General features: G+C 56.1%; 27 protein-coding genes. 19 read left to right on the plus strand and 8 right to left on the minus strand.

Features of this window, described 5'->3' with window-relative positions; all coding sequences use genetic code 11:
- The first annotated feature begins 6 nt into the window (after nucleotides 1-6).
- Nucleotides 7-1446, plus strand: a complete 1440-nt coding sequence (gene gatB, locus QQJ87_RS03080) for an Asp-tRNA(Asn)/Glu-tRNA(Gln) amidotransferase subunit GatB (protein WP_284279876.1) — start codon at nucleotides 7-9, stop codon at nucleotides 1444-1446.
- A 12-nt stretch (nucleotides 1447-1458) separates the two neighbouring features.
- On the opposite strand, the gene QQJ87_RS03085 is transcribed toward gatB, so the two are convergent.
- Entirely contained in the window at nucleotides 1459-2238 is a 780-nt protein-coding gene (locus tag QQJ87_RS03085; protein WP_284279878.1) for an exodeoxyribonuclease III, read from the minus strand.
- Nucleotides 2239-2262: 24 nt separating this feature from the next.
- On the opposite strand from QQJ87_RS03085, the gene pyrE reads away from it, so the two are divergent.
- Entirely contained in the window at nucleotides 2263-2967 is a 705-nt protein-coding gene (pyrE, locus tag QQJ87_RS03090; RefSeq protein ID WP_284280081.1) for an orotate phosphoribosyltransferase, read from the plus strand.
- 28 nt (nucleotides 2968-2995) lie between these two features.
- Here the strand turns inward: pyrE and QQJ87_RS03095 are convergent, their stop codons facing one another.
- From QQJ87_RS03095 to QQJ87_RS03115, 5 genes are all read right to left on the minus strand, one after another.
- Nucleotides 2996-3268 (minus strand): HP0495 family protein, encoded by a 273-nt coding sequence (locus QQJ87_RS03095; RefSeq protein ID WP_284279879.1) that lies wholly within the window; start codon nucleotides 3266-3268, stop codon nucleotides 2996-2998.
- Nucleotides 3269-3280: 12 nt separating this feature from the next.
- Entirely contained in the window at nucleotides 3281-4402 is a 1122-nt protein-coding gene (locus QQJ87_RS03100) for a D-alanyl-D-alanine carboxypeptidase family protein (protein ID WP_431310070.1), read from the minus strand.
- Nucleotides 4403-4515: 113 nt separating this feature from the next.
- Nucleotides 4516-5151: an alpha/beta hydrolase gene (locus QQJ87_RS03105; protein ID WP_284279882.1), complete on the minus strand. Its 636-nt coding sequence runs from the start codon at nucleotides 5149-5151 to the stop codon at nucleotides 4516-4518.
- Nucleotides 5148-5459: a (2Fe-2S) ferredoxin domain-containing protein gene (locus tag QQJ87_RS03110; RefSeq protein ID WP_284279883.1), complete on the minus strand. Its 312-nt coding sequence runs from the start codon at nucleotides 5457-5459 to the stop codon at nucleotides 5148-5150. Before QQJ87_RS03110 ends, QQJ87_RS03105 begins: the two co-directional genes overlap by 4 nt.
- A 31-nt stretch (nucleotides 5460-5490) precedes the next feature.
- A complete protein-coding gene (locus QQJ87_RS03115; protein ID WP_284279884.1) occupies nucleotides 5491-6636 on the minus strand; it encodes a VanZ family protein in 1146 nt (381 codons plus the stop codon).
- Nucleotides 6637-6713: 77 nt separating this feature from the next.
- Here QQJ87_RS03115 and QQJ87_RS03120 point away from each other — a divergent pair, with 77 nt between their 5' ends.
- The 3 genes from QQJ87_RS03120 to QQJ87_RS03130 are packed head-to-tail and all read left to right on the plus strand — an operon-like array spanning nucleotide 6714 to nucleotide 9063.
- On the plus strand, nucleotides 6714-7478 hold the full coding sequence (locus QQJ87_RS03120) for a biotin--[acetyl-CoA-carboxylase] ligase (protein ID WP_284279885.1): 765 nt from the start codon (nucleotides 6714-6716) through the stop codon (nucleotides 7476-7478).
- Between the two features lie 2 nt (nucleotides 7479-7480).
- Nucleotides 7481-8308, plus strand: coding sequence for a type III pantothenate kinase (locus QQJ87_RS03125; RefSeq protein WP_284279887.1), 828 nt, complete (start codon nucleotides 7481-7483; stop codon nucleotides 8306-8308).
- Between the two features lie 2 nt (nucleotides 8309-8310).
- Nucleotides 8311-9063, plus strand: coding sequence for a hypothetical protein (locus QQJ87_RS03130; protein WP_284279888.1), 753 nt, complete (start codon nucleotides 8311-8313; stop codon nucleotides 9061-9063).
- 2 nt (nucleotides 9064-9065) lie between these two features.
- Here QQJ87_RS03130 and QQJ87_RS03135 read toward each other — a convergent pair whose 3' ends face one another.
- On the minus strand, nucleotides 9066-10181 hold the full coding sequence (locus QQJ87_RS03135) for a class I SAM-dependent methyltransferase (RefSeq protein WP_284279889.1): 1116 nt from the start codon (nucleotides 10179-10181) through the stop codon (nucleotides 9066-9068).
- A 74-nt stretch (nucleotides 10182-10255) separates the two neighbouring features.
- Between QQJ87_RS03135 and QQJ87_RS03140 the strand changes: the two genes are divergently transcribed.
- The 3 genes from QQJ87_RS03140 to ttcA are packed head-to-tail and all read left to right on the plus strand — an operon-like array spanning nucleotide 10256 to nucleotide 12321.
- Nucleotides 10256-11020, plus strand: coding sequence for an SDR family oxidoreductase (locus tag QQJ87_RS03140; protein WP_284279890.1), 765 nt, complete (start codon nucleotides 10256-10258; stop codon nucleotides 11018-11020).
- Nucleotides 11017-11415 (plus strand): dihydroneopterin aldolase, encoded by a 399-nt coding sequence (locus tag QQJ87_RS03145; protein WP_284279891.1) that lies wholly within the window; start codon nucleotides 11017-11019, stop codon nucleotides 11413-11415. The genes QQJ87_RS03140 and QQJ87_RS03145 overlap by 4 nt, the downstream gene beginning before the upstream one ends.
- A gap of 21 nt (nucleotides 11416-11436) precedes the next feature.
- Complete coding sequence (gene ttcA, locus QQJ87_RS03150; protein WP_284279892.1) at nucleotides 11437-12321, plus strand: tRNA 2-thiocytidine(32) synthetase TtcA; 885 nt, start codon at nucleotides 11437-11439, stop codon at nucleotides 12319-12321.
- A 22-nt stretch (nucleotides 12322-12343) separates the two neighbouring features.
- Here ttcA and ilvA read toward each other — a convergent pair whose 3' ends face one another.
- The gene (ilvA, locus tag QQJ87_RS03155; RefSeq protein ID WP_284279893.1) at nucleotides 12344-13864 is read right to left on the minus strand and encodes a threonine ammonia-lyase, biosynthetic; all 1521 of its coding nucleotides are present in this window, start codon (nucleotides 13862-13864) and stop codon (nucleotides 12344-12346) included.
- 170 nt (nucleotides 13865-14034) lie between these two features.
- Here ilvA and QQJ87_RS03160 point away from each other — a divergent pair, with 170 nt between their 5' ends.
- The 11 genes from QQJ87_RS03160 (at nucleotide 14035) to glmS (ending at nucleotide 24980) form a co-directional block, all read left to right on the plus strand.
- Nucleotides 14035-14622, plus strand: coding sequence for an SPOR domain-containing protein (locus QQJ87_RS03160; protein ID WP_284279895.1), 588 nt, complete (start codon nucleotides 14035-14037; stop codon nucleotides 14620-14622).
- A gap of 19 nt (nucleotides 14623-14641) precedes the next feature.
- Nucleotides 14642-15289, plus strand: a complete 648-nt coding sequence (locus tag QQJ87_RS03165; protein ID WP_284279896.1) for a thiol:disulfide interchange protein DsbA/DsbL — start codon at nucleotides 14642-14644, stop codon at nucleotides 15287-15289.
- A gap of 20 nt (nucleotides 15290-15309) precedes the next feature.
- Nucleotides 15310-16425, plus strand: a complete 1116-nt coding sequence (locus QQJ87_RS03170) for a septal ring lytic transglycosylase RlpA family protein (protein ID WP_284279897.1) — start codon at nucleotides 15310-15312, stop codon at nucleotides 16423-16425.
- Nucleotides 16426-16487: 62 nt separating this feature from the next.
- On the plus strand, nucleotides 16488-17033 hold the full coding sequence (hslV, locus tag QQJ87_RS03175; protein ID WP_284279898.1) for an ATP-dependent protease subunit HslV: 546 nt from the start codon (nucleotides 16488-16490) through the stop codon (nucleotides 17031-17033).
- A gap of 15 nt (nucleotides 17034-17048) precedes the next feature.
- A complete protein-coding gene (hslU, locus tag QQJ87_RS03180; RefSeq protein ID WP_284279899.1) occupies nucleotides 17049-18380 on the plus strand; it encodes an ATP-dependent protease ATPase subunit HslU in 1332 nt (443 codons plus the stop codon).
- Nucleotides 18381-18406: 26 nt separating this feature from the next.
- Nucleotides 18407-18856 carry a copper chaperone PCu(A)C gene (locus tag QQJ87_RS03185; RefSeq protein ID WP_284279900.1) on the plus strand — a complete coding sequence of 150 codons (450 nt, stop codon included), beginning with the start codon at nucleotides 18407-18409 and terminating at the stop codon, nucleotides 18854-18856.
- 30 nt (nucleotides 18857-18886) lie between these two features.
- Nucleotides 18887-19774 (plus strand): acetylglutamate kinase, encoded by an 888-nt coding sequence (gene argB / locus QQJ87_RS03190; RefSeq protein WP_284279901.1) that lies wholly within the window; start codon nucleotides 18887-18889, stop codon nucleotides 19772-19774.
- Nucleotides 19775-19808: 34 nt separating this feature from the next.
- Nucleotides 19809-20483: a PhaM family polyhydroxyalkanoate granule multifunctional regulatory protein gene (locus QQJ87_RS03195; RefSeq protein ID WP_284279902.1), complete on the plus strand. Its 675-nt coding sequence runs from the start codon at nucleotides 19809-19811 to the stop codon at nucleotides 20481-20483.
- Entirely contained in the window at nucleotides 20483-21754 is a 1272-nt protein-coding gene (locus QQJ87_RS03200; RefSeq protein WP_284279903.1) for an FIST signal transduction protein, read from the plus strand. Before QQJ87_RS03195 ends, QQJ87_RS03200 begins: the two co-directional genes overlap by 1 nt.
- Before the next feature lie 3 nt (nucleotides 21755-21757).
- The gene (glmU, locus tag QQJ87_RS03205; protein ID WP_284279904.1) at nucleotides 21758-23131 is read left to right on the plus strand and encodes a bifunctional UDP-N-acetylglucosamine diphosphorylase/glucosamine-1-phosphate N-acetyltransferase GlmU; all 1374 of its coding nucleotides are present in this window, start codon (nucleotides 21758-21760) and stop codon (nucleotides 23129-23131) included.
- Nucleotides 23132-23138: 7 nt separating this feature from the next.
- Nucleotides 23139-24980 (plus strand): glutamine--fructose-6-phosphate transaminase (isomerizing), encoded by a 1842-nt coding sequence (gene glmS, locus QQJ87_RS03210; RefSeq protein ID WP_284279905.1) that lies wholly within the window; start codon nucleotides 23139-23141, stop codon nucleotides 24978-24980.
- Nucleotides 24981-24992 lie beyond the last annotated feature (12 nt).

The raw sequence follows: 24992 nt of genomic DNA on the forward strand, positions 1-24992 counted from the left end.
CACACCATGCAATGGGAAATCGTAGTGGGTCTTGAAACCCACGCCCAACTGGCCACCCGCTCGAAAATTTTTTCCGGGGCCAGCACTGCTTTTGGCGCAGAGCCAAACGCCCAGGCCTGTGCCGTTGACCTTGCCCTGCCCGGTGTCTTGCCGGTCATGAACCGCGAGGCCGTGCGCTGTGCCATCGAGTTTGGCCTGGCCATTGGCGCGACTGTGGCGCCGTTTTCCGTGTTCGCCCGTAAAAACTACTTCTACCCGGATTTGCCCAAGGGTTACCAAATCAGCCAGTTTGCATTGCCTGTCGTTCAGGGCGGCACGATCAGTTTTCTGGTGGGCGACCAAATGAAAACTGTCCGACTGACCCGCGCGCACCTGGAAGAGGACGCCGGCAAAAGTCTGCATGAAGATTTCGCCGGTCAATCGGGCATCGACCTGAACCGCGCAGGCACGCCTTTGCTTGAAATCGTGACTGAACCTGACATGCGTTCGGCCGACGAAGCGGTGGCCTACGCCAAAACGCTGCACACTCTGGTGACCTGGCTGGGCGTGTGCGATGGCAACATGCAAGAGGGCAGTTTCCGCTGCGATGCCAACGTGTCAGTTCGGCCCAAGGGGTCCGACACCTATGGCACCCGCTGTGAAATCAAAAATTTGAACTCCTTCAAGTTTTTGCATGCCGCCATTCAATACGAGGCCCAGCGCCAAATCGAGCTGATTGAAGACGGCGGCGTGGTCCGTCAGGAAACCCGTCTGTACGACCCCGATCGCAACGAAACCCGATCCATGCGCAGCAAAGAGGACTCTGAGGACTACCGCTATTTCCCCGATCCCGACTTGCCTCCATTGGTGATTTCACCCTCCTGGATCCAGGAAGTTGCGGCCACCATGCCCGAGTTGCCCGGTCAAAAGCAGCAACGGTATCAGTCTGAGCTGGGTTTGAGTGAATACGACGCCATCACACTGACGGCGTCCAAGGCCATGGCGGATTACTTCGAAGCGGCACTGGCCACCCTGGGTCACTCGCATGCCAAGCCTTTGGCGAACTGGCTGTTGGGCGAGTTCTCAGCCACCTTGAATCGGGAAGATCTTACGCCGGCGCAATCACCCGTTCCGCCCGCGTTGATGGGCAGTTTGGTTGCTCGCGTGGTGGATGGCACCTTGAACAACAAAACGGCCAAGGTGGTGTTTTCTGCGTTGTGGGCTGGCGAGTTCGCAGAGGTGGACGCCTGTATCAAAGGCAAGGGCCTTGAGCAGATTTCAGACTCAGGCGCCGTTGAAAAGATGATTGACGAGGTGTTGGCTGCCCACCCGGGGCCCGTTGCGGAATACAAGGCTGGCAAGGAAGCGTCATTCAACTTCCTCGTGGGGCAGGTGATGCGCGCCGCGCGCGGCAAGGCCAACCCGGCGCAGGTCAACCAGATCCTCAAAGACAAACTGGCGGGTTAAGGCCCCGCCTGTTTACAGCGGGGTGTCGTAGTCCACAATCAGGGGTGCGTGGTCTGAAAACCGTGCATCTTTGAACACACTGGCGTGTTGAATGGCGGGCGCCAGTTCAGGGCTGGTGATCTGGTAATCGATGCGCCACCCCACGTTTTTGGCATACGCCTGCCCGCGGTTGCTCCACCAGGTGTAACAGCCCTCTGTTTCCTCTGGGTACAGGCAGCGGTAGGCGTCGTTCCAGTTTCGTTTTTTCAGAACTTCATCCATCCAGGCGCGTTCTTCAGGTAAAAATCCTGAATTCTTCAGATTGCCTTTCCAGTTTTTCAGATCGATTTCACGGTGGGCAATGTTCCAGTCGCCACACAACACCACGGGTTTGTCGGCTTTCTCGAACTGATCCAGTTCCTGATTGAAATGATCGAGAAACCGGAATTTGGCCTCTTGCCGCTCTTCAGAGCTGCTGCCAGAGGGAAAGTAGATGGATGCGACAATCAAGTTGTCAAATTCTGCGGTGATCATGCGACCTTCGGCATCAAACTCGGCGTTGTCCAATCCAAACCGAATGGACAGCGGTTCCTTCCGGCTGTAAATGCCCACGCCGCTGTATCCCCGTTTCTCAGCCGCTGCGAACCAGGACTTGTACCCTTCAGGCGTGTGGGCCGGCACAATGTCAGGAATCTGCGCTTTGATCTCTTGAACGCACACCACATCGGCCTGGCTTTGCGCCATCCAATCGAAAAATCCTTTTGTGTGGGCTGAGCGTATTCCGTTTAGATTTGCTGAGATAATGCGAGTCATGATTAGCTTGTGCTTTGTGAAGGAATTATCGTGGTCGAGTCCAATTCTGTAGGTCAAACCCTGTCAGACCAGTTTTTGCAGTTCGCAGTCGAAAAGCAGGTGCTGCGCTTCGGTGAATTCAAAACCAAAGCGGGGCGCATGTCTCCTTACTTTTTCAATGCGGGCCTGTTTGACACCGGGTCTTCTTTGCAACGTCTCAGTGAATTTTACGCGCAAACCCTGCTCGAAAAGACAGCCGCGCTTGATTTGCAGTTCGACATGATCTTCGGCCCTGCCTACAAAGGCATTCCCCTTGTGGCTGGCACCTCCATTGAACTTGCCCGCAAAGGGCGGGACATTCCTTACGCCTTCAATCGCAAGGAAGTGAAAGACCACGGCGAAGGGGGCTCACTCGTGGGCGCACCACTCGAAGGGCGTGTGGTGATCATTGACGACGTGATTTCTGCCGGCACCTCTGTGCGCGAGTCTGTTCAAATCATTCGTGACAATGGCGCGGAGCCTGCCGCCGTGCTGATTGCGCTGGATCGAATGGAAAAGGGTGTGCGCAACGGTGAAGACACCGTTCACTCCGCCGTCCAAGAGGTTGAACAGCACTACGGCATTCCGGTCATTTCAATCGCCAGTCTTCAGGACTTGTTGCGTTACCTGTTGACCCGTCAGGCGGCCAATGTGCGCCTGGCTGGCTGGTATGAAAAAGTGAAGGAATATCGTGCCCGTTATGGCGTTTGACCAAGCGTTGCGTGGCGAATCAGCGGTCTCAAAGAACCACTGACACCAACGCATGACCCGACAGGGCAATGTAAATATTGTCCAACTGGGTTTTGTTTTCTACCCACACCTTGCAGGTCAGGCTGATGTAGTTGCCAGACCTGCTTGGGCGCATCTCAACGGTGGATGCGTCAAATTGCGGGCTCATCTCGACCAGCAGGTCGCAAATCACCTGGGTGAATTCGTCCACCCGCTTTCCCATCACCTTGATGGGAAAGTGGCAAGGAAATTCAATCAAGCTTTTTTGTTCACCTGCTGGCATCTGCAGATCTCGTCAGTTTTTCTTGAACCACAGGCGAGTCGAGTCGATCATGCGACCGATGAAGCCTGCTTCCTTGACATCTTTCAGGGCCACCAGTGGAATCTTGGCGATGGTGTCTTTGTCCAGCGTCACGTTTAGGGTGCCCAATTCAGTGCCGGCCTTAATGGGGGCAATCAGGTTTTCTTTGCGCACCACGGTGGCTTTCAGTTCTTTGGACATTCCGCGGGGCACGTTGATCAGCAGGTCTTTCTGAACGCCCAGATTCACTTCCTTGTCCTCACCCTTGTAGATGGGGGTGGTGCTGATGACTTGGTCTTTTGCGTACAGTTTGACCGTGTCGAACATCTGGAAGCCATAATTCAGCAGTTTCAGGCTTTCCTGTGATCTGGCCTGGTCGCTGGCTGTGCCCAGAACCACTGAAATGAGCCGTCGTTCAGCCTTGTTGGGCAGGGTCCGTTTGGCGGAGCTGATCAGGCAATAACCCGCTGCGTCGGTGTGACCGGTTTTCATGCCGTCGACGGAGGGGTCGATCCACAGCAGGCGGTTGCGGTTGTTCTGATGAATGCCGTTGTAGGTGAATTCCTTGGTGGAATACAACTTGTAAAACTCAGGGTAGTCGCGAACCAGGGCACGGGCCAAAATAGACAGGTCGTGTGCCGTGGTGTAGTGCTGTGGGTCAGGCAACCCGGTTGAATTTACGAAATGTGATTCTTTCATGCCCAGGCGCTGGGCCTGCTGATTCATCAATGCAGCAAAATTCGATTCGTCACCCGCCAACAACTCGGCCAGTGCGCGTGTTGCGTCGTTGCCCGAATCTACAATCACGCCTTTCAAGAGTTCTGCCACGGTCACTGGTTTGTTGGGCTCGATGAACATGCGCGAACCTTCGGCTTTCCAGGCGTTCACTGAGACCGGTACGTTCTGGTTCAATGAGATCTGCTTGTTTTCAATGGCACCGAAAATCAGGTAAGCCGACATCAGTTTGGTCAGCGACGCGGGTTCCAGACGTTCATGGCTGTTGAATTCCGCCAGGGTTTGGTCGGTGGTTGCGTCATACAGCACATACGCCTTGGCCGCAATTTCGGGTGGGGGCACGGGTGTCAGCGCCTGCGCGGCCGGCAACTGCGCTGTCATCAGCGCAAGGCCGCAACCCAGGGTGGTGAAGAAGCGGTTGAAGTGGTTTTTGAATCGGATTGTGCCTGTTGTAAACAAGTAAAAAGCTCCTGTGTAAATAAAGGTTAAACAAACTAGCTGGGGTAGTAACGCACAACCAGCTGTTTTAGTTGAGGCAGGCGACCATGAAAAAAGTGTTCTCCACCGGGAATGACCAGCACGGGCAGACCTTGCGGGCGAGCCCAATCCAGCACCGACTGCAAAGGCACGGTGTCGTCCTGTTCCCCATGGATGACCAGGGTGTCTTCAGGCACATTGGCCACCCTGAATCGGCTTGCAGCAGTGCCGACCAGGGTCATTTTTCCAAGCTTCAGGCCCGCCTGCGCCAGCACTGGGGCTGCATGTGAACACACGTGCGTGCCAAACGAAAACCCAGCCAGTGCAATGGGCTCGGCCTGCAACTCAGCGGGCAGCTCCTGGTGCGCCCGCAGCACCACATCGACCATGTCCTGTGTTTCGGCATTGCCATGGTCGTGAACACCATCCGATTCTCCGACGCCTCTGAAGTTGAACCGAACGCAGATGTAGCCCAATTGCAAATAAGCCCTGGCCAGCGTTTGAACCACTTTGTTGTCTTTGGTTCCGCCAAATAAAGGGTGCGGGTGCGCAATCACTGCCAAACCCTTTGGGTTGTGGTCCGGCCGATCAATGGAAACCTCGATCCGGCCAGCCTTTCCCTGCCAGATTTCGTGCTGTGTTTTGGGGTTCATGGCAACCGCAACCTGTCGACGACTTGCCCGCCAATCAGATGGGTGTCGATGATTTCGTCAATGTCAGATTCATCCAGATAGGTGTACCAGACTGCTTCGGGATACACCACGAGCACCGGTCCGAGTTCGCAGCGATCCAGGCAGCCTGCCTTGTTCATGCGAATTTTGCCTGCGCCATTGAGTCCCAGGTCCTTGATGCGCTTTTTGGCATAGGCGTGCAGACTGGCTGCATTGCACTGGCCGCATGACTGTTCGTTGTTGTCGCGCTGATTGGTGCAAAAAAAGACGTGTTTTTCGAAGTAACTCATGGGTTTTGGCGTTAAAAGCGTCTAAGCCTCATTATCGTCTAAAATGCGGCTTCGACTTGGCGATGAAGGTCAAAACGGCCAGTGCGGCCAGGGGCCAAACCTCGCTGACCCAGCGCCCAGCGTCCTGCAACACAAAGAAAATACGGAGCATTCCGCTGCCGTGGGTGTCGATGTCTGGCGAATAAACGCCGGGTATCAATGCGGTGGTTGCCCAGCCTGCCAACAGGTGGATTATTCCAATTCTGGCCAGTGTCCGATGGGAAAGACGAACCAGTGCCACCAGCGCTCCAATGAGAATGGCTGCCAGCAATCCTTCCCAGTTTTGCTGAAACCAAAGGTTGATTTGATAGAGCCAGGCTCCCGGCGGGTTGGCCACCATGCTGTCCAGCAAGCGAATGAAAATGGTCAGTGTGACCAGCACGACCAATAGGCGGGTGCGTGGGGCACCCGATTGGGTCTGGGCAAGTCCGATCATCCAGGCGCACATCAAAAAACAGTAGTTGATCAGATCCGGGCCTGCATTTTCAATCCACAAGATCAAGCTGCCCGGCAGACCAAAAAGGGTGCCTGACACCATGTCTGAATTCGGATCAATCAGGTTGCCCAGCCACAGGCCAGTGCCGAAAGCGGGGTTTTGTGGGGCCAAAATGCTCAAAAACCAGAGTCCGAGAATGGCCATGCCCAACCAGGCCCTGTCGATCAGCCAGTGTTCAATGCGTTGGTTGATGCGCGCCACTGCGGCGCGTTTCTCCATCAGCCTGCCCGCGATCACCACGCCAATCAGCCCACCCAGGGCGTTGGTCAGCAAATCCATCTTGGAGGGTACTCGGCTGGGCAAATAGGTTTGAATGGCCTCCATCGACAGAGACAGCAAAGCACACGCCAAAAAAGCGCCCAGTTGATCCAGTTTCCTGTTCTTCAGATTCAGCCCGACCGTCAGCAGCATGCCAAGTGGCATGTAACCGGCAATGTTGATTCCGATGTCGCTCCAAAGCACCGTTTGGTAGACGGGAATCCAGGGACCCCACAGAAACTCAAAAGGGCCGATTCCGATGTTGCGCCAGTCGCTGTAGGGGTACAGGCTGAGGTGCACAATTAAAAATGCATACATCCAGGCGGCCATCATGATGCCTTGGTATGGCCTGTTTTTCGCCAGGGTGTGGTGAATTGTGTTCATGCAGCGTGTGTGTGAAGCGTCCGGAAATGGGGGTAAGGCGTTAAACTGAGGGCCTCTGGCATATTCGGGCATCAGGTATGGTAACCCAAGGCGACGTCCTCTGGATTGATCTGGACACAGTCCCTTCCACTAACGACTTTCTGCTTCAGCAGGTTGACGACCGCTGGCTCTCGGCTCAGGCCGTGGCTGTGCGTGCCCGCGCACAATCGGCCGGGCGTGGCAGGCGGGGGCGCAGCTGGGAAAGTGCGCAAGACGCGGGTTTGTGGTTTTCCATCGGAATGCCGGTGGCTGCGGCTACCATGCCTTGGTTGTCTTTGGTGGTCGGTGTTCAGTGCGCCAGCACGCTGGCAAAAGCCGGGCTGGACGTGCGGCTGAAATGGCCCAACGATCTGGTGTTCGATGGCGCAAAGTTGGGTGGCATTTTGTGTGAGTCCACCACCGTCGGGGGCCGGCCCTGGTTGGTTGCCGGCATTGGACTGAACACAAAGCCAGTCGGCGGGATGCCCTCCGTCAGTGGGCTGGCGCCGGTGTCTCTCTCCGAGGCTGGTTTCTCAATGGAGGCTGACCATTTACAGGCTTTGTATGTGGCGCTGGTCGAGCAGGTGATACTTGGAGTCTATCGGGCTTCAAAAGACGGGTTCCAGACATTTGCCGCACGCTTCAGAGCGCGAGATGCCTTCGCCGGGCAGGCGGTTCGATTCATCGACAATGGGCACGCGCTGGCGGAAGGCCAGGCCATGGGTGTTGCGGACGATGGCACTTATTTGCTTGCCTTGGCTGACGGTTCCTTGAAGTCCATGGTGGTTGGCGATCTCTCGCTTAGACTTGCCGAGGAGTTGTAGGCATGGCTTCCCTTTCAACCCAAGCCTTGTTGTGTCTGGATTTTGGCAATACCCGCGTCAAGTGGGCCTTGTTTGATGGACGGGCCAGCACGCTAAAAGCCGGGGCTGAGATCACTGCGCATGTGGAGTCCCTGGGGGTGTCCGACTGGCTCACTCAGGTGGTGTTTCCATGGTGTGTCATCAAGCCCGAGGCCATCGCCGTGTCTTCGGTTCGGGGGAATGGGGTTGTGGATGATTGCCGTGGTTTCGCCCTGCGCATGGGGCTTGGCTTTCTCAATCCTGTGGCTCAGGCAGTCGGGCAGGTCGGGGCGCGCTTGGTGACTGCCTATCAAAATCCCGCCGCCCTTGGGCAAGACCGATGGTCGGCCTGCTACGCCGTGGCTTGTCAAACAGACCAGGCGAGCAATCTGGTGGTCAGCTTGGGTACCGCCACCACGGTGGATGCCGTTGTAAGACTTGATTCTGACCACAGCGACGGGTCTTTTTTTCTCCATCTGGGTGGCTTTATTGCACCCGGCGTGGCAACCATGCTGCAAAGTCTCCATCAGCAAACTGCCCAATTGCCCTTGGCCTCTGTGTGCCAGACCGATTGGCCCACATCCACCACCAAGGCAATCGGGGCTGGGGTGTTTGAGTCCCAGTACCAGTTGATCCAGGCTGCGCGCAATCGCCTGGCGGAGAAAAATGGGCAATCCGCAGCGCTGTGGTTGACCGGTGGTTCAACCGACGCCTTTGTTGGCGCTTTTGATCCCCCTGTGACGGTGTTGTCAGACGCTGTATTGCTCGGTCTTTTTAGCCAGTTCCATGCGCAACCTGCTGGCAGATGTTAACCATGAATTTCAAAGTGTCCCGCTTGAACCTCGTGCTCGCTCTGCTGGGGGCTCTCAACCTTGGTTTGGCCACCGCACTGGCCATGAATTGGCATGCATCTGAGGTTCAAAAGGTCTCCACCAGCCCGGGGATGCGGGCAGATCTGATTGAGGTTGATCGTCCCTGGGCCAAGACCGCTCAGGCCCAGCCTGAGCCACAGAAGACCATTCAGCCGTCAGCACCAAGAATTGACTTGAAATCGGGGCAGGCCGCACTTGAGAAGGCCATGGGCACAGGTTCCGCCGTGGTTGAAAAAAGCACACCGGCCCCCTTGCTTTGCCGCGTTTGGGGGCCCTTGCTGGCCAGTGAGTCGGGGCGGGTCGCAGACAGCCTGAAAGGGTGGTCGGGTACTTTTGAGCAAACCGAAAAGCAGGTGCCGGTGGGGTATGTGGTCTATTTGCCCAAAGACCTGGTCGCCAAGGGCCTGGGTATTCCTCAATTGCAGGCCAAGGGGGTTTCCGAGGTGTATTTCATGGCTTCTCCGGGGCCTCTGCAAGGCGCCGTGTCGCTGGGGCTTTTTCGTGACCGTGAGCATGCCCAACAGCAACAGGACAATCTGACGAGCAAAGGCATACCTGGCGTCGAAATTGCCGAAAGACCTGGGCCACCCCGTGTGTATTACATCGCCAAAGGCACTGCAGAGCAGATAAACCAATTGGAACGCATTCAGACCTCAATCCGATTAGGGCGTCTGGACGATTGTCCCGCTTCCTGAATCTACAGTTCGCCGCTGCGGTCATTCATCAAAAACAGGGTATTCAAGCGGGTGGCGTCCAGATCCACACCGCGAGACCATGCAAACACCTTGAAGTTTTCACCCATCTCCGCTTCTGACAACAAGGTGTTCAAGGCCTTGCGGGTCTGTGCACCGGCCACCGGGTCAGTGAGGGCGGGGTTCTGGCCAGCCAGCTCAAGAATGCCGTGGGCCAGCAGAAAGGAAGCCTGGGTGCAGTAGCCCTCCAATTGACCACCTTCAGAATGCATGGCTTCGTAGATCTGACTGAAGTTCACATGGGCCGTCAGGTCTTGTTCTCCGATGTCGGTCAGAAAACCATCGTGTGCAACGTGATTTTTGTGCGCCCTGAGCGTGCCTTGGCGCTTTGCAGGGTGCAGCAATTTTTCGGCACAGTCGCCATAGTCAATCATCAGTGCAAGGCCTTTCAGGCGTTCTGTCAATGTTTTCACAAAACCATGGGCTTGCTCGGCCCATTCGACCAAGTGACCGTCTTGCCAAGGGCCATGTTGGGTGTGCAAGGTTTCTAAAATGCCCCTGTCACTGACTTGCAAGGGCCTTTTTTCGAGGGTGATGTCTTCACTGATCCACCATTCAAGGCTTGCGTCGTGGTGGTACTCAAACACGCGCACAGGCATGGCGTCCAGCACCTCATTGCCGATCAATACTCCTTCCAGCCCTTCTGGCAATTGCTCAAGCCATTGCACGCGATCTGCAAGATGCCCGGGCACGCTGGCCCGGATGGTTTCGCTTTGTACCTGCTTCAAACCCCCGGACACGTCCACAATGTTGTATTGCTCGACCGTGTCCCCAAGGGTATTGAGCAAATCACTGGCGAGCTTGCCGTTTCCAGCCCCGAATTCATAGATGACTGGCTTGCACAATGGCAGCACTTCGAGAATGGCTTGGCCAAGGGTCTGGCCGAAAAGCGGAGTCAGTTCCGGCGCGGTAACAAAGTCGCCCTGTCGGCCAAAAATACCTTGTCCTGAGGTGTAGTAGCCATATTCCGGGTCGTAAAGTGCAAAGGCCATGAAGGCGTCGAATCGCATAGGCCCTTGTTTTTTCAAGCGTTCCTTCAAGGCATCGGTTGCGTTCATCATCAGAAAGGCTGTCGTCGTGTCGGTGAGTGGTTTACAATGGCGGGCTAATTTCTTTAAAAATCAAGATTGTACCCATGAACCCCGGCACCCCACGATTTGCAGTTGTTACCGGCGCGGCCCGCCGCCTGGGGCGCGCTATTGCCCTGGGGCTTGCGCGCAACGGTTGGTCTATTGTACTGGGCTACCGCAATTCGCAAGCCGAGGCGGAACAAACGGCGGCTGAAGTTCGCGCATTGGGTGTGCAATGCGTCATTTGTCAGGCCGACATGAGTCAACCGGAAGACTTGGACAAACTCATGCGCTGTGCCATTGAAAGTGGTCCGGTGCGTTGTCTCGTTAACAACGCCTCGCTGTTTGAGTTTGATTGTGGCAAATCCATTGAGCCTGAAAGTTTCAATCGGCACATGGCCACCAATTTGCTGGCGCCGCTTGTACTGACCCGCAAGCTCTATGAGCACATTCCGGATGGCGAGCAGGGCGTCGTGGTCAATCTGCTCGACCAGAAGCTGGACAATCTCAATCCCGATTTTTTGAGTTACACGCTGGCCAAAGCCGGTCTAAACACCGCCACGCGCCTGTTGGCCACCGAACTGGCGCCTCGTTTGCGAGTGGTTGGTGTGTCCCCCGGTCTAACCCTGATTTCACACCTGCAAACCCAGGCCGAGTTTGAACAGGCTCACCAAATTTCTCCGATCAACCGCTCAAGCCAGCCAGAAGACATTGTCAGCGCAGTGTGTTTTCTGGTCGACAGCCCAGCCATTACCGGCACCACCCTGCTGGTCGATGGTGGCCAGCACCTTGTGCCCATGGCGCGCGACTTTAGTATGATGAATTCATGACAGACTGGTTCTTTGATTCCCGCCTTGCGGGCTGCCGCCGGGTTTTTATTCGCGATTTCGACGTCTCCGCGGCCATCGGCGTTTTTCCTCAAGAGTTGGGGCGTACCCAGGCTGTTCGCATGAACATCGATTTCTGGGTGAAGTGTGCAGACACGCCATCTGATCGCGATGTGCTTGAAGACGTGGTCGATTACGACTTCGTCCGGCCCGGCATTCATCGGCTGATTCAGTCGGGTCACATTGGCCTGCTCGAACGGCTGGTCGATCAAACCATTGCGCTGGTGCTAGATCATCCCAAGGTGCTGGCAGCCCGGGTGCGGGCCGAAAAATCAGAGGTCTATCCCGATTGCGAATCGGCTGGGGTAGAAGTATTCCGTTTTAAAAGTCAGTCCTGACCTTCCATTCAGAGAAATACCATGCAAGACACTGCTGTACAGGCCATCACCATTTTTCCGACCCGTCAGGAACAGAAAGAGGCGTTTGAATTCAACAAGCTGCAAAAGCGTCTTTTGAAGCAGGTGGGTGAGGCCATTGGTGATTTCAACATGATTCAGGACGGTGACAAGGTGATGGTGTGCCTGTCTGGCGGCAAAGACAGCTACAGCATGCTGGATCTGCTTCTCATCCTGCAGCAGCGTGCGCCCATTGATTTTGAGATCATCGCGGTGAACCTTGATCAGAAGCAGCCTGGTTTTCCTGAAGAGGTGTTGCCTGAATACCTGACCGCGCTGGGCGTGCCATTTCACATCGAGCAACAGGACACTTATTCCATCGTCAAGCGGGTCATCCCCGAAGGCAAGACCACCTGTTCGCTGTGCTCCCGTCTGCGTCGCGGAATTCTTTATCGCGTTGCCTCTGAGTTGGGCGCCACCAAAATTGCCTTGGGTCACCACAAAGACGACATTCTGCAGACGTTGTTGTTGAACCTGTTTTACGGTGGGCGCATCAAAGGCATGCCTCCCAAGCTGGTCAGCGACAACGGCCAGCACACGGTAATTCGGCCGCTGGCCTACTGTCGCGAATCGGATCTGGCCCGGTATGCCGAAGAAAAACAGTTTCCAATCATTCCGTGTAACCTGTGTGGCAGTCAGGAAAATCTGAAGCGCAAAGAAATGTCAGCCCTGTTGAAGCAGTGGGAGAAGCACAATCCTCGCTGGATTGCCAACCTGTTTACCTCTCTGTCCACCGTGGTGCCCTCGCACTTGATGGACAGGAAGCTGTTTCCATTTGAAACCATTCAGCCCGAGGGGCAGCCCGCACCCGACGGCGACAAGGCTTTCGACGACGACGAGGCCTGCTGAACCTCATTAAGCCGTATCAAGCTTATTTCAGAAAAAGCTTGTAGGCGGGGTTGTCGGTTTCGTCCCAGAAGCGATAGTCCAGCTTGCTCAGGAAGTCCGCAAATTCCTGGCGGTCATCTGGCGGCACCTGGATGCCGACCAAAATGCGTCCGTAGTCTGAGCCGTGGTTCCGGTAATGAAACAGGCTGATGTTCCAGCCGGGGTTCAGGCTGGACAAAAACCGCATTAAAGCGCCCGGGCGTTCCGGAAATTCAAAGCGGTGCAGCAGTTCGTGGTCGGCCAAAGTCGACCTGCCACCCACCATGTGCCGCAGATGGGCCTTGGCCAACTCATCGTCGGTCAGGTTCAATGCGTCAAATCCTGCGCCTGTGAACAGCTTCAACAGCTCATCCGCCTCACCGCGATGCGACGTTTCAACACCCACGAAGATGTTGGCTTTTGAATCGTCAGCCATGCGGTAGTTGAATTCGGTCACATTTCGTGGCCCAAGCAGTTCGCAAAAACGCCTGAAACTGCCGCGCTCTTCGGGAATGGTTACGGCAAAAACAGCCTCACGCTGCTCACCCACCTGAGCCCGTTCGGCCACAAAACGCAGCCGGTCAAAATTCATGTTTGCCCCACAAGAGACGGCAATCAAGGTTTGATCGCTCAAACCATGAAGTTCTGCATACTGCTTGAGCCCAGCCACAGCCAGTGCGCCAGCAGGCTCCAGAATACTGCGGGTGTCCTGAAAGACATCTTTAATGGCAGCGCAGGTTTCGTCGGTGCTGACACGCACCACGCCATCCAGGTACTGCTCACACAATTTGAAGGTTTCTTCACCAACCAGCTTGACTGCCGTGCCATCTGAAAAAAGCCCCACGTCATTGAGTGTGACGCGTCGGTGGTGTTCGATGCTTTGCGCCATGGCGTCTGAGTCGGCGGTTTGCACGCCGATGACCCGAATGTCGGGTCGCAACTGCTTGACATAGGCGGCCACGCCTGCAGCCAGACCGCCGCCACCAATGGCCACGAAAATGGCATGAATGGGCGCTTGATGTTGGCGCAGAATTTCCATGCCCACGGTGCCCTGTCCGGCAATCACATCCGGGTCGTCGAAGGGGTGTACAAAAGTCAGACCCTCTTGCGCGGCCAATTCGAATGCGCGTGTTGCCGAGTCACTGTAGCTTTCGCCGTGCAGCACGATGTTTACCCAGTCACCTCCAAATCGCCTCACCGCTTCGATTTTGACCGAAGGGGTTGTGGTGGGCATGACGATGGTGGCCATGCATTTCAGGCGTGCCGCCGACACAGCCACACCCTGTGCATGGTTTCCTGCCGAGGCGGCAATCACACCGCGTTCAAGTTGGGCCGGTGTCAGGTGTGCCATTTTGTTGTAGGCCCCACGTAGTTTGAAGCTGAACACCTTTTGCATGTCCTCGCGCTTCAGGTAGACACGGTTGCCTGTTCGCTCTGAAAGGGCGTGGGCGTGCTCCAGTGGCGTTTCGATGGCCACATCGTAAACCTTGGCGTTTAAAATGCGTTTAAGGTAATCCAGGCCCACAACAAATTCCTTCCGGCTGATGAAGGCTACACTTTACCGCAACTGGCTGATTTTGAATGTTGTCCCGAGGCGTTCCGGGGATTTCAAAAGGGCTCACGCACAATTGCGGCGTTTACCCGGCGTTGGATGGGGCATAATCTTCTTTTATTTTGGACACACAGGTCATTTCAATGGCAAAAGCGAAATCTAACCCATCCTCCGGAAAATCCGCCAAGAAGCCCGGCAAGCGACAGGGTGGAAACACCATTGTGGCCTTCGTATTCGGAATGGTGTTTGGCTTGGTCATCGCATTTGGTGTGGCCATGTATGTCAGCAAAGCCAAGCTGCCTTTTTCGGGTGTGGACACGCAAGGTGCCGTGGCCAATGTCAATCCCGGCCCTGGCAACATTCCCCCGGACCCCAATTCAGCCTTGTACAACAAAACTGGTTCGGGTGACGCCAATGCGGTTGCCCCGGTCACCTCAAGCACGCCACCCGATGCCACTGCGCCCGCTGCAGCCGGAAACTCGGGGAACCAGCCCGTGGCTCAAACGGTCTATTACCTGCAGTTGGGCAGTTTTCGCAATCGTGAGGACGCCGAACAGCTTCGTGCAAAACTGGCCTTTGTGGGCACCGAATCTGAAATCGTGGTCGGTGACTCCAACGGCACCGAAGTCAACCGAGTTCGCGTAGGGCCGTTTGCTTCAGCCAACGACGCCTACCTCGCGCGCGCACCCCTCACCAAAGGTGGATTCGAGGCCACCGTGGTGAAGGAGTAATTACAATCAAGGAGTAAGAATGGATCGCAGGAACTGGATCAAAAACGGAATTTTGCTGGGTGCCATGGCCAAAATGGGATTGCCCATGGCGTGGTCTCAAGATGCAGGCGCCTACCGCAAGGTGGAGCGCCCCATTCCCCGCAGCAAGCCCAATAAAATTGAGGTCATCGAATTTTTCTGGTACGGGTGTCCGCACTGTTTCCATTTTGAACCTGCATTGAATGCTTGGGTCAAGAAGCTGCCTGCGGATGTCTATTTTCACCGAATTCCAGTGGCATGGCCCAGCAAACGGGTCAATTTTGCAGGCCATCAAAAGCTGTATTTCACCCTTGAAGCCATGGGGCTGGTTGACCAGTATCACGACAAAGTGTTTGACGCCATGCACGTTCAGAAAAAGCGCCTGGACAGCGACGCCGAAATTTTTGATCTTGCCCAGTCTTTCGGTTTGAACCGCGAACAATTTGCCAATACTTTCAAGTCATTCTCGGTCAATGCCAAGTGCAAACAGGCCGTCGATTTGGCCACGGCTTACGGTGTTGACGGTGTGCCAACCCTCGGTATCGATGGCAAATTCACGACCTCGGCTTCAGTGGCAGGCTCTGAAGAGAATGCTCTGCGCGTGGCCAGCGCCCTCATTGAACGTGAGCGCCAAGCCTCCAAAACCTGACAGCCTTGAGAGACACTCCCATGCCAGTATCCGCAAAAGCCCCCGAAGTTTCGCAACCTTTCTGGACAGCGATGGTTTTGGGGCTTTGCCTGGTCTTGGGTGCCTGTTCCAGCGTGCCGCTGGGTCCCTCCAAGGTTGAGCGCTCCAGCAAAGGCAGCACCACAGCCAAAGCCGGCAAAGGCGATGCCCCCTACGGCTGGGAACCCGTTCAGAAAGGCGGTGGCTATTACCTCGACGACGGCCCCGGCGATCAACGCCCTGTCAATCTTGCCGACATGCCCGATCCTGTGCCCGATGTCGAGCCAATCAATCCGGCAAACACCCGGCCTTATGAGGTGATGGGGCAGACCTTTACGCCACAGAGTTCTCTGGACGAGAACTACAAGGAAACAGGTCGCGCCAGTTGGTACGGTCGAAAATTTCATGGTGCAAAAACGGCCAACGGCGAGATTTACGACATGTATCAAATGACGGCCGCGCATCCCACCCTGCCGCTGCCCAGCTATGCAAAAGTCACCAATTTGACCAATGGCAGGTCGGTCATCGTCCGGGTCAACGACCGTGGTCCGTTTTTACGCAGCCGAATCATCGACCTCAGTTACGCAGCCGCCCTCAAACTTGATTTGATCAAACACGGCAGCGCAGAGGTGCAGGTTGAAAAATTAACCCCGGATTTGATTGCTCAATATCAGGCCAAACCCCAGTCGGGCCCCGCCCAAGCCACAGCCGTCGCCAATGCCACACCCGTAAGCCAGCAAGTTGCTCCGGCGCAGGCTGCAGCGGCGCAAGCGGTCGCCGTTCCGCCTTCTGGTTCTGCGGGGCAAGCTGCTGGTCAAGTCGTGGCCAAGCCTGTCATGCCTGTGTCCACAGCCGCTGGCACCGCCTCCGCATCAAAGAATGTGTTTTTGCAACTGGGTGCATTTGGTCAGCAGGTGAATGCGCAGGCCTTGAAAAATGACGTGTTGACCAGCAATGCGGAACTTGGAAAAAACACGCAGGTACTCATGAAAGAAGGGCTGTACCGGGTCATAGTGGGGCCTTTTCAATCTGTAGAACAAGCCAACGAGGCGGCCATCCAGCTGACTGCCAGCGTCACCGCCAAACCGGTCATCAAAGAAGACTTGATTCTTCCCTGATCGCCCCCACCATCTGTCTCATTGGCCACTTCGATGTGGCGCTTCTCATCCAAAGGACAATCATGGAGCAATATCACGGCACAACCATTCTTTCTGTGCGTCGTGGCAACCACGTGGCCATCGGCGGCGACGGCCAGGTCACGCTCGGACACATTGTGGTCAAGGGCTCTGCCCGCAAAATCAGACGCCTTTATCAGGGTAAAATCCTGGCCGGTTTCGCGGGCGGCACAGCCGACGCCTTTACCTTGTTTGAGCATTTTGAGGCTCAGCTTGAAAAGCATTCAGGTCACCTGCTCAGGGCTGCGGTCGAGCTGGCCAAAGAATGGCGGACCGATCGCATGTTGCGCAAACTTGAAGCCATGCTGGCGGTGGCCGACGCAGAGCATTCCCTGATTATTACGGGCAATGGTGACGTACTGGAGCCTGAACAGGGTCTGGTTGCCATCGGCAGCGGTGGTTCTTATGCCCACTCAGCCGCCAGGGCGCTGCTCGAAAATACGGATCTGCCGCCCGATCAAATTGTAAAAAAGGCACTGACGATCGCCGGCGACCTGTGCATCTACACCAACCAGAATCACATCATCGAGACGCTGGGCGCCCCTGAATAAACCGGATTAAACACAATGACTCAATTGACACCTCAAACCATCGTTGAAGAACTGGACAAAAACATTGTTGGCCAGGCTGCCGCCAAGCGGGCAGTGGCAGTTGCCCTGCGTAATCGCTGGCGTCGCATGCAGGTGGCCGAGCCGCTTCGTCATGAAATTACACCCAAAAACATTTTGATGATCGGCCCCACAGGTGTGGGAAAAACAGAAATTGCCCGCCGATTGGCTCGGCTTGCCAATGCCCCGTTCATCAAAATTGAAGCGACCAAATTCACGGAAGTGGGCTATGTGGGCCGCGATGTAGACACCATTATTCGCGACCTCATGGAAATCGCAATCAAGCAGGTGCGTGAAGAGGCCCAGCAGGCGGTGATCGAACAGGCCAAGGACGCTGCTTTTGATCGCGTACTTGATGCGCTCTTGCCGCCAGCCAGAGATTTTGGCTTCACGGAAAGCTCGGTCAGTCAGGAAGAAAACAAGACCCGGTTGCGATTTCGCGAAAAGCTCTTCGCGGGTGAACTGGATGACAAGGAAATTGAAATTGAAGTGCTGGCAAGCAATCCGTCTCTGGACGTGGTCGGCCCCCCAGGCATGGAAGAGCTGACTGGCCAGTTGCAATCCATGTTTGCCAATCTGTCATCCGGCAAAAAGAAGCTCAGAAAAATGAAAGTGGCCGAGGCTTTGAAGGTACTTCAGGAAGAAGAGGCGGCCAAGCGGGTCAACGAAGATGACATCAAAGCCAGTGCTCTCTCGCGGGTGGAGCAGGACGGCATTGTTTTCCTGGATGAGATCGACAAGATTGCAACCCGCACCGACGCCAAGGGCAGTGACGTTTCCCGGCAGGGTGTTCAGCGAGACCTTCTTCCTTTGGTCGAAGGCACCACGGTCAACACAAAATACGGCATGATCAAAACAGATCACATCCTGTTCATCGCGAGTGGCGCGTTTCACCTGTCGAGGCCCTCTGACCTCATTCCCGAGTTACAGGGCCGTTTTCCGATCCGGGTTGAACTAGAATCGCTCACCGTGGACGATTTCAAGCGCATTCTGACCAGCACCGACGCCTGCCTGACCGAGCAGTACATCGCGCTTCTCAAAACCGATGGAGTTGAACTCGAGTTTGCGGACGATGGCGTGCAGCGGCTGGCCGAGATCGCTTACTCCGTGAACGAAAAAACAGAAAATATTGGTGCGCGTAGACTTTACACGGTGATGGAACGTTTATTGGAGGAAGTGTGTTTTGAGGCCTCAGGAAAGGCCCAAACCGTTAAAATCACGGCTGAATTTGTCGAGTCTCGCCTTGGTGAAGTGGCCAAGTCCGAGGATCTGGCACAATTCATCCTTTAAATCGATTGTTCGTGGGGGCTTCGGCCATGCGTGGGTGGGTGTCTTTCAGTGCTACGGCCTTGTTGTGTGCTTTTGCCACACAAGCCTTCGCGTTTGATCCGCAGATCACTGACGCCTGGGTCAGGCAAAGTCTCCGTGGCGAAAAAGTCACCTCCGCATTCGTGACCCTTCGCGCCGATGAAGATGCCGCCATCGTGGCGGCCTCTTCCAATGTGTCCAAAAGCGCATTGCTGGCACAGGTGCAGCGCCATCCCTCCGGTTTCGTCACCAATAAAATACTCCGGCAAATTCCCGTTACTTCCGATGAGGTCAACGTGCTGGCCAATCAGGGCTATCACATCATGCTGATGAATTTGAAACCTTCGGGGGTCCACTCAGGGCAAACCGTTCAGATTCGTCTTAAAATAAAAAGCAAGGAAGGGGAAATAGTCGAGCGTGAATTCAACGCCCCGGTGCGTGGTCTGATCGCTCGCTGACTCCCGAAGACGAACATTACCGGGCATTTCATGACATCCGAAGCATTGAATCCGACTGTCAAGGCGACAGTCCTATCCGAGGCGCTGCCTTACATTCGCCGGTTTCACGGCAAAACCGTGGTGGTGAAGTACGGCGGCAACGCCATGACCGACGTCGAACTTCAAAAATCATTTGCGCACGACGTCGTGCTGCTCAAGCTGGTGGGCATCAATCCGATTGTTGTCCACGGGGGTGGACCCCAAATTGACGAAGCGCTCCGGCGCGTGGGCAAGCAAGGCTCGTTCGTGCAGGGCATGCGGGTCACCGACGAGGAAACCATGGAAGTGGTGGAGTGGGTGCTCGGCGGCCAGGTGCAACAAGACATCGTGATGATGATCAATGAACATGGCGGAAAGGCGGTGGGGTTGACCGGCAAAGACGGTGCCTTGATTCAGGCCAAAAAGCTGATGATGGCCGACAAGTCCGAACCCGGCAAATTTCACGACATTGGTTTCGTGGGTGAAATCAAATCCATCGACCCCTCGATTGTTAAAGCGTTGCAGGACGATGCCTTCATCCCGGTCATTTCTCCCATCGGCTACGGTGAAGACGGGCACGCCTACAACATCAATGCAGACCTGGTGGCCGGGAAAATTGCGGAAGTACTCAAAGCCGAGAAGCTCATCATGATGACCAACACGCCGGGTGTACTCGACAAAAGTGGCACCCTGCTGACCGGCCTGACTGCGAAACGCATCGATGAGTTGTTTGAAGACGGCACCATTTCGGGCGGCATGTTACCCAAGTTGTCGTCTGCCATTGAGGCCGCCAAAAACGGCGTGAACTCCGTTCACGTGGTTGATGGCCGAGTGCCCCACTGTTTATTGCTTGAAATCCTGACTGATCAAGGCGTTGGAACAATGATCCGAAGCCATTGACAGCCTTTGTTGCTCACCAAACCTGAGAGGTCCCATGTCCAATAAGCTCATTCCAAGTTTGTCTGTGACCGATGGTGTCGATTTTGTGAAGAAAATCTGGGGAAGTCTGCCGCTGCCAAGCGTCATGACCCCCACCACCGATCTTGAAGAGCTGGACAAACGGATATCCGATCTCAAGGCTGTTGAGCAATGGCTTAACGTCAACCTGAGTATGCTGCGCGCCACAATCCAGGGCCTGGAGGTTCAGCGCGGCACCATTGCCACCATCAAATCGTTCGGCGCAAGCCTGGGGCGAGGAGGGGCCACCGTTGACAAGGCCGGTGAGCTTGATCTCAGCGGCGTGTCCTCTTACATGGACGAAGAAATCCTTCGCAAGGCAGTCACCGAGGCTGTTCGCGAGGCTTCACCGCCACCGGTGCCCTCGGTTTCCAGTCAAAGCAAGACGCCGGGCACAACCTCAGGCGACCCCACGCCCGAGGCGTCCAAAGCGCTGATCTCGAATGCAACGGCCTGGTGGGGCTTGCTGCAGGATCAATTCAACAAAGTCGCCGCCGCTGCCATTTCCTCGGGTGGGGCTGAATCGGACAAGTCCGCCAAGAAGACCAAGTCCTCGGCAGGCAAGGCGGCCACCGAGAAAAAGCCCGCTGCTTCGAAGTCCTCTGCCCCGCGACGCGCTGCTGCCCGAAAGTCTTCCACAGGCCGTTCCTGATGTTCCGATTCGGTCATGCCACACACCCCGACTGGCGAGAAGCACTTGAGCTGGTGCTCGTGCAGGTGGAGGGGCAGCTGCAGCTTGAGCAATTTGCCTCCGACCTGACTCGTCCCCAACGTCTGGGGCTCATGTATTGCACAGAGGCTTACAGCGAGCACGTCGATGCCATTCTCGCCACCTTGAAGCGACGCACCGGTTTTCCGGACTGGGTGGGGGCGGTGGTGCCTGGCATATGCAGCAGTGGTGTCGAGTACTATCAAGAACCTGCAATCGCCATCATGCTCATGGAGCTTCCCGCGCAGTCTGCACAGGTTTTCTCCGGCAAGCGCCCACTGCCCAAGGCGGGCAAGGTCAACGCAGCGGGTCGAAACGCGATGTCCGCGGCCTTGGTGCACATTGATCCGCTCACCGACGAAATTGACGATCTGCTTGAAGATCTCGCCCTGAAGCTGGGCTCTAACCAAACCTTTGGGGGGCTGGTCAGTGCGGGCGCCCCGGTTACCCACATCGCCATGGAGCCATTGGCCGGCGGTGTCTCGGGGGTGCTGTTTTCTGAAAACATTCCCATTGAGGTCCGAATGACCCAAGGGGTTGAAATGGTCGGCAGTGAGCATGAAATCACGGAGGCGCGAGGCAATTTTGTGATGGGGCTGGATGGACGGCCTGCGCTGGAAGTGCTGTTGTCGGATTTGGAGTTGCCGGCTGGCGACGGCCAAGACGCCATGCTGGACCAAGCGACCGATTTGCTGGCCAAGCGTTTTTCGCACGGTTTGTTTGTCGGACTGACCGAAGGGGCACTTGCCCGGTCTGCTGACCTGTTGCGTTTTTCCAGCATGCGGTCCGAGCCCCATCAGCTAAAGGTCAGGCCCGTTGTGGGCATGGACCCTGCAAATCGAGCCATCGCGATTGCGGAAGATTTCAAGGTCGGCGATCGATTGGCCTTCTGTACCCGCGATGAAAACTCCGCTCGCATCGACCTCACGCGCATGTGCGCAGAGCTTCGTGAAGACCTGGACGCACCCGCTCCCCGCTTGAACTCCCTTCAAGCCGCTGGTTTTGGCGGTATCTCTGCCGTTCGCAGGCCTCGCGGCGCAGTCTACATCGCCTGCAATGGCAGAGGGGCAGCCCTGTTTGGTCAGCAGGGGGTGGAGTTGCAAATTGTCCGTGAACAATTGGGAGACATTCCTCTAATCGGTTTTTCCGCAAATGGTGAAATCTTCAAGAGTGAGCTTTACGGTTACACTGGCGTTTTGGCTCTGTTCTTCTGAACCATGAACGTATTGATTCTCGCGGCCGGCAAAGGCACCCGAATGAAATCCCGTCTGCCCAAGGTGCTCCATCCTGTCGGCGGCATTCCCATGGTTCAGCGGGTGGTCAATACAGCAAAAGCCCTTCCCGATGCCCGAGTCATCGTCATCATTGGGCATGGTTCAGAGGACATCCGCAAGCATTTTGGCTCCGCAGAAACAGGCGTCCATTTCGCGGAACAGGCTGAACAATTGGGCACAGGTCACGCGGTGCAATGTGCGGTTTCCGAGCTGGCTCAACACGCGGTGACCCTGATTCTGTATGGCGATGTCCCCCTGCTTCAGCCTGAAAGTCTTCCGCCACTCGTTCAGGCTGCCGAAGAAGGCTCGATCGGCTTGATGACGCTCAACATGAATGACCCCACCGGCTACGGCCGTATTGTGCGCAATCAGGTCGGTGAAGTGTGCGGCATCGTCGAACACAAAGACGCCTCAGAGGCGCAGCGCAACATCCAGGAAATCAACACGGGCATCATGGCCTGCCCCACTGACAAGCTGGTGGAGTGGGTCGGTGCCCTCGGCAATCAAAATGCTCAGGGTGAATACTATCTGACCGACATCATCGCGATGGCCCACCAACAGGGTGTGACCATTCGCACCAGTCAACCACGGTTCGCCTGGGAAGTCTCAGGTGTCAATTCTCGTGCGCAGCAGGTCGAACTCGAGCGCATTTGGCAAGGCCATCAAGCCAGCGTGTTGCTTGATCGGGGTGTCCAGTTGATGGATCCAGCCCGCATCGACATTCGCGGCTCGCTGGTGTGTGGTCAAGACGTCAGTATTGATGTCAATTGCGTATTCGAGGGCCAAGTTGAGTTGGGTGATGGTGTTCAAATCGGACCCAATTGCGTCCTCAGGAATGTGCGCGTCGGCAACAACACCCGAATCGAGGCCTTTTCCAGCCTGTCAGATGCGCAAGTTGGAAACGCCGCCGTCATCGGACCGTATGCCCGTCTGCGCCCTGGCGCAACGCTCGGTGACGAGGTGCACATCGGCAACTTCGTTGAAGTCAAAAACGCCACCATTGCGCGTGCTTCCAAGGCCAATCACCTGGCCTACATCGGCGACGCGGTCATTGGCGAGCGGGTCAATGTCGGCGCCGGCACCATCACTTGCAATTACGATGGAGCCAACAAGCACCTCACTGTCATTGAAGACGATGTGTTCATCGGCTCTGACACGCAATTGGTGGCCCCAGTCACTGTGCGAAAGGGGGCTACGCTGGGTGCCGGCACCACGCTCACCAAAGAAGCGCCAGCCAATGCGCTGACCGTCTCAAGGGCCAAGCAGGTCACCGTGACCGGTTGGGTCCGTCCCGTTAAACAACCCAAGAAAGCGTAGGCTCCTCATGTGTGGAATTGTCGGCGTCCTGTCCAGGCAAAATTGTGTGCCCATCCTGATCGATGGTCTGAAAAAACTGGAATACCGCGGGTATGACTCGGCGGGTCTTGCCATTCAGCTCGATGACAGCCACGCCATTGAACGCGCGCGCAGTGTTGGGCGTGTCGCAGAGCTTGAAACCATTTCCAAGGGGTTGGAAGCCCACCTGGGCATCGCTCACACCCGTTGGGCAACCCACGGTGTGCCCAGTGAGCGAAATGCCCACCCCCACATCAGCACCGGGCAGGGCGTTGCTGTCACGGTGGTGCACAACGGCATCATTGAGAACCATGAAGACATTCGTCGGCAGTTGCGCGTGGATGGTTATCAGTTCAACTCGGACACCGACACCGAAGTCATCGCCCATCTCACCCACAAGCACCTCAAGTCAGGCCTGTCACTGTTGACATCGGTGCAAGCCAGCGTTGCCCAGCTGGAAGGCGCTTTTGCAATCGCGCTCATCTGCGATCGTGAGCCCGCCACCTTGGTGGCTGCCAAGAAGGGTGCGCCATTGCTGGTCGGGCTGGGGCAAGATGAGTATTTCCTTGCCTCCGACGCGTCTGCGCTGGTCAGTCAAACCAAAATGATCACCTATCTCGAAGACGGGGATACGGTCTGCATCAGCCCCAAGGGTCTGGCCATTCAGGATGCACAGGGGCGCGTGGTTGAGCGCCCGGTCATCGAAAGCCAGTTGTCGGCCGACGCGGTCGAATTGGGGCCCTATGACCATTACATGCAAAAAGAAATTTTCGAGCAGCCTGGCGCAATTGCCGCAACACTGGAAATGGTCAGCAACGCCTCTGCAGTCACTCCAGAACTCTTTGGCACCGAGGCTGCAGCCATCCTGCCCAATGTTCAGCACATTCTCATTCTGGCTTGCGGAACCAGCTTCCACGCCGCATCGGTGGCGCGCTACTGGCTAGAATCCATTGCGGGCGTGCCCACCACCGTCGAAATCGCCAGCGAATATCGCTATCGCAAGAGTGTCCCCATCCCTGACACACTGGTCATTACCGTGTCGCAATCCGGTGAAACAGCGGACACACTGGCTGCACTGGAGCATGCCAAAAGTCTGGGCATGACCAACGCCCTTTCCATTTGCAATGTGCCCGAGTCCGCCTTGATCCGCGCCAGCAACCTGCGCTTTTTGACCCGTGCAGGCCCTGAAATCGGCGTGGCTTCCACCAAAGCGTTCACCACGCAGCTGGCTGCTTTCTTTACCTTGACCATGGTGATGGCCAAGTTGCGTGCCACGATGACCGCTGAGCAGGAAAAGACGCTGTTGGCCCAGCTTCGCCACCTTCCTTTGGCGATTCAAAATGTGCTTTCCCTTGAACCGGAAATCAAGGCCCTTGCCCAGCGTTTTGCGTCCAAGCGCCATGCCCTGTTCCTTGGGCGTGGTGTGCATTTTCCGATTGCGCAGGAAGGGGCGCTCAAGCTCAAAGAGATCAGCTACATCCACGCAGAAGCCTATGCAGCGGGCGAACTCAAACACGGTCCGTTGGCGCTGGTGGATGCCGACATGCCGGTGGTGGCGATCGCACCCAAAGACACCCTGATCGAAAAGCTCAAGTCCAATTTGCAAGAGGTGAAAGCCAGGGGCGGCGAGCTGTATATCTTTGCGGACAGAGACACCCGCATTGAGGCTTCAGAGGGCGTACACGTCATCAATTTGTTGGACCATGCAGGCCACCTGTCCCCCATATTGCATGTCCTTCCGCTGCAATTGCTGTCTTATCACGTGGCCCTGGTCAAGGGCACCGATGTCGACAAACCGCGCAATCTGGCCAAGTCTGTTACGGTTGAATGAAAAAACCCGGCT

The sequence above is a fragment of the Limnobacter litoralis genome (genome assembly GCF_030160455.1).
GTDB lineage: Bacteria > Pseudomonadota > Gammaproteobacteria > Burkholderiales > Burkholderiaceae_B > Limnobacter > Limnobacter litoralis.

Excerpts from the sequence above, each read along its gene's own strand:
- glmU (WP_284279904.1), top strand. The coding sequence starts at position 21,758 with ATGAACGTATTGATTCTCGCGGCCGGCAAAGGCACCCGAATGAAATCC.
- QQJ87_RS03105 (WP_284279882.1), bottom strand. The coding sequence starts at position 5,151 with ATGAACCCCAAAACACAGCACGAAATCTGGCAGGGAAAGGCTGGCCGG.
- QQJ87_RS03185 (WP_284279900.1), top strand. The coding sequence starts at position 18,407 with ATGCGTGGGTGGGTGTCTTTCAGTGCTACGGCCTTGTTGTGTGCTTTT.
- argB (WP_284279901.1), top strand. The coding sequence starts at position 18,887 with ATGACATCCGAAGCATTGAATCCGACTGTCAAGGCGACAGTCCTATCC.
- QQJ87_RS03160 (WP_284279895.1), top strand. The coding sequence starts at position 14,035 with ATGGCAAAAGCGAAATCTAACCCATCCTCCGGAAAATCCGCCAAGAAG.
- QQJ87_RS03200 (WP_284279903.1), top strand. The coding sequence starts at position 20,483 with ATGTTCCGATTCGGTCATGCCACACACCCCGACTGGCGAGAAGCACTT.
- QQJ87_RS03085 (WP_284279878.1), bottom strand. The coding sequence starts at position 2,238 with ATGACTCGCATTATCTCAGCAAATCTAAACGGAATACGCTCAGCCCAC.
- QQJ87_RS03125 (WP_284279887.1), top strand. The coding sequence starts at position 7,481 with ATGGCTTCCCTTTCAACCCAAGCCTTGTTGTGTCTGGATTTTGGCAAT.
- QQJ87_RS03145 (WP_284279891.1), top strand. The coding sequence starts at position 11,017 with ATGACAGACTGGTTCTTTGATTCCCGCCTTGCGGGCTGCCGCCGGGTT.
- QQJ87_RS03115 (WP_284279884.1), bottom strand. The coding sequence starts at position 6,636 with ATGAACACAATTCACCACACCCTGGCGAAAAACAGGCCATACCAAGGC.
- QQJ87_RS03130 (WP_284279888.1), top strand. The coding sequence starts at position 8,311 with ATGAATTTCAAAGTGTCCCGCTTGAACCTCGTGCTCGCTCTGCTGGGG.
- QQJ87_RS03170 (WP_284279897.1), top strand. The coding sequence starts at position 15,310 with ATGCCAGTATCCGCAAAAGCCCCCGAAGTTTCGCAACCTTTCTGGACA.
- QQJ87_RS03110 (WP_284279883.1), bottom strand. The coding sequence starts at position 5,459 with ATGAGTTACTTCGAAAAACACGTCTTTTTTTGCACCAATCAGCGCGAC.
- QQJ87_RS03140 (WP_284279890.1), top strand. The coding sequence starts at position 10,256 with ATGAACCCCGGCACCCCACGATTTGCAGTTGTTACCGGCGCGGCCCGC.
- ttcA (WP_284279892.1), top strand. The coding sequence starts at position 11,437 with ATGCAAGACACTGCTGTACAGGCCATCACCATTTTTCCGACCCGTCAG.
- QQJ87_RS03100 (WP_431310070.1), bottom strand. The coding sequence starts at position 4,402 with ATGACAGCGCAGTTGCCGGCCGCGCAGGCGCTGACACCCGTGCCCCCA.
- QQJ87_RS03195 (WP_284279902.1), top strand. The coding sequence starts at position 19,809 with ATGTCCAATAAGCTCATTCCAAGTTTGTCTGTGACCGATGGTGTCGAT.
- gatB (WP_284279876.1), top strand. The coding sequence starts at position 7 with ATGCAATGGGAAATCGTAGTGGGTCTTGAAACCCACGCCCAACTGGCC.
- QQJ87_RS03095 (WP_284279879.1), bottom strand. The coding sequence starts at position 3,268 with ATGCCAGCAGGTGAACAAAAAAGCTTGATTGAATTTCCTTGCCACTTT.
- hslV (WP_284279898.1), top strand. The coding sequence starts at position 16,488 with ATGGAGCAATATCACGGCACAACCATTCTTTCTGTGCGTCGTGGCAAC.
- QQJ87_RS03135 (WP_284279889.1), bottom strand. The coding sequence starts at position 10,181 with ATGATGAACGCAACCGATGCCTTGAAGGAACGCTTGAAAAAACAAGGG.
- glmS (WP_284279905.1), top strand. The coding sequence starts at position 23,139 with ATGTGTGGAATTGTCGGCGTCCTGTCCAGGCAAAATTGTGTGCCCATC.
- QQJ87_RS03120 (WP_284279885.1), top strand. The coding sequence starts at position 6,714 with ATGGTAACCCAAGGCGACGTCCTCTGGATTGATCTGGACACAGTCCCT.
- QQJ87_RS03165 (WP_284279896.1), top strand. The coding sequence starts at position 14,642 with ATGGATCGCAGGAACTGGATCAAAAACGGAATTTTGCTGGGTGCCATG.
- hslU (WP_284279899.1), top strand. The coding sequence starts at position 17,049 with ATGACTCAATTGACACCTCAAACCATCGTTGAAGAACTGGACAAAAAC.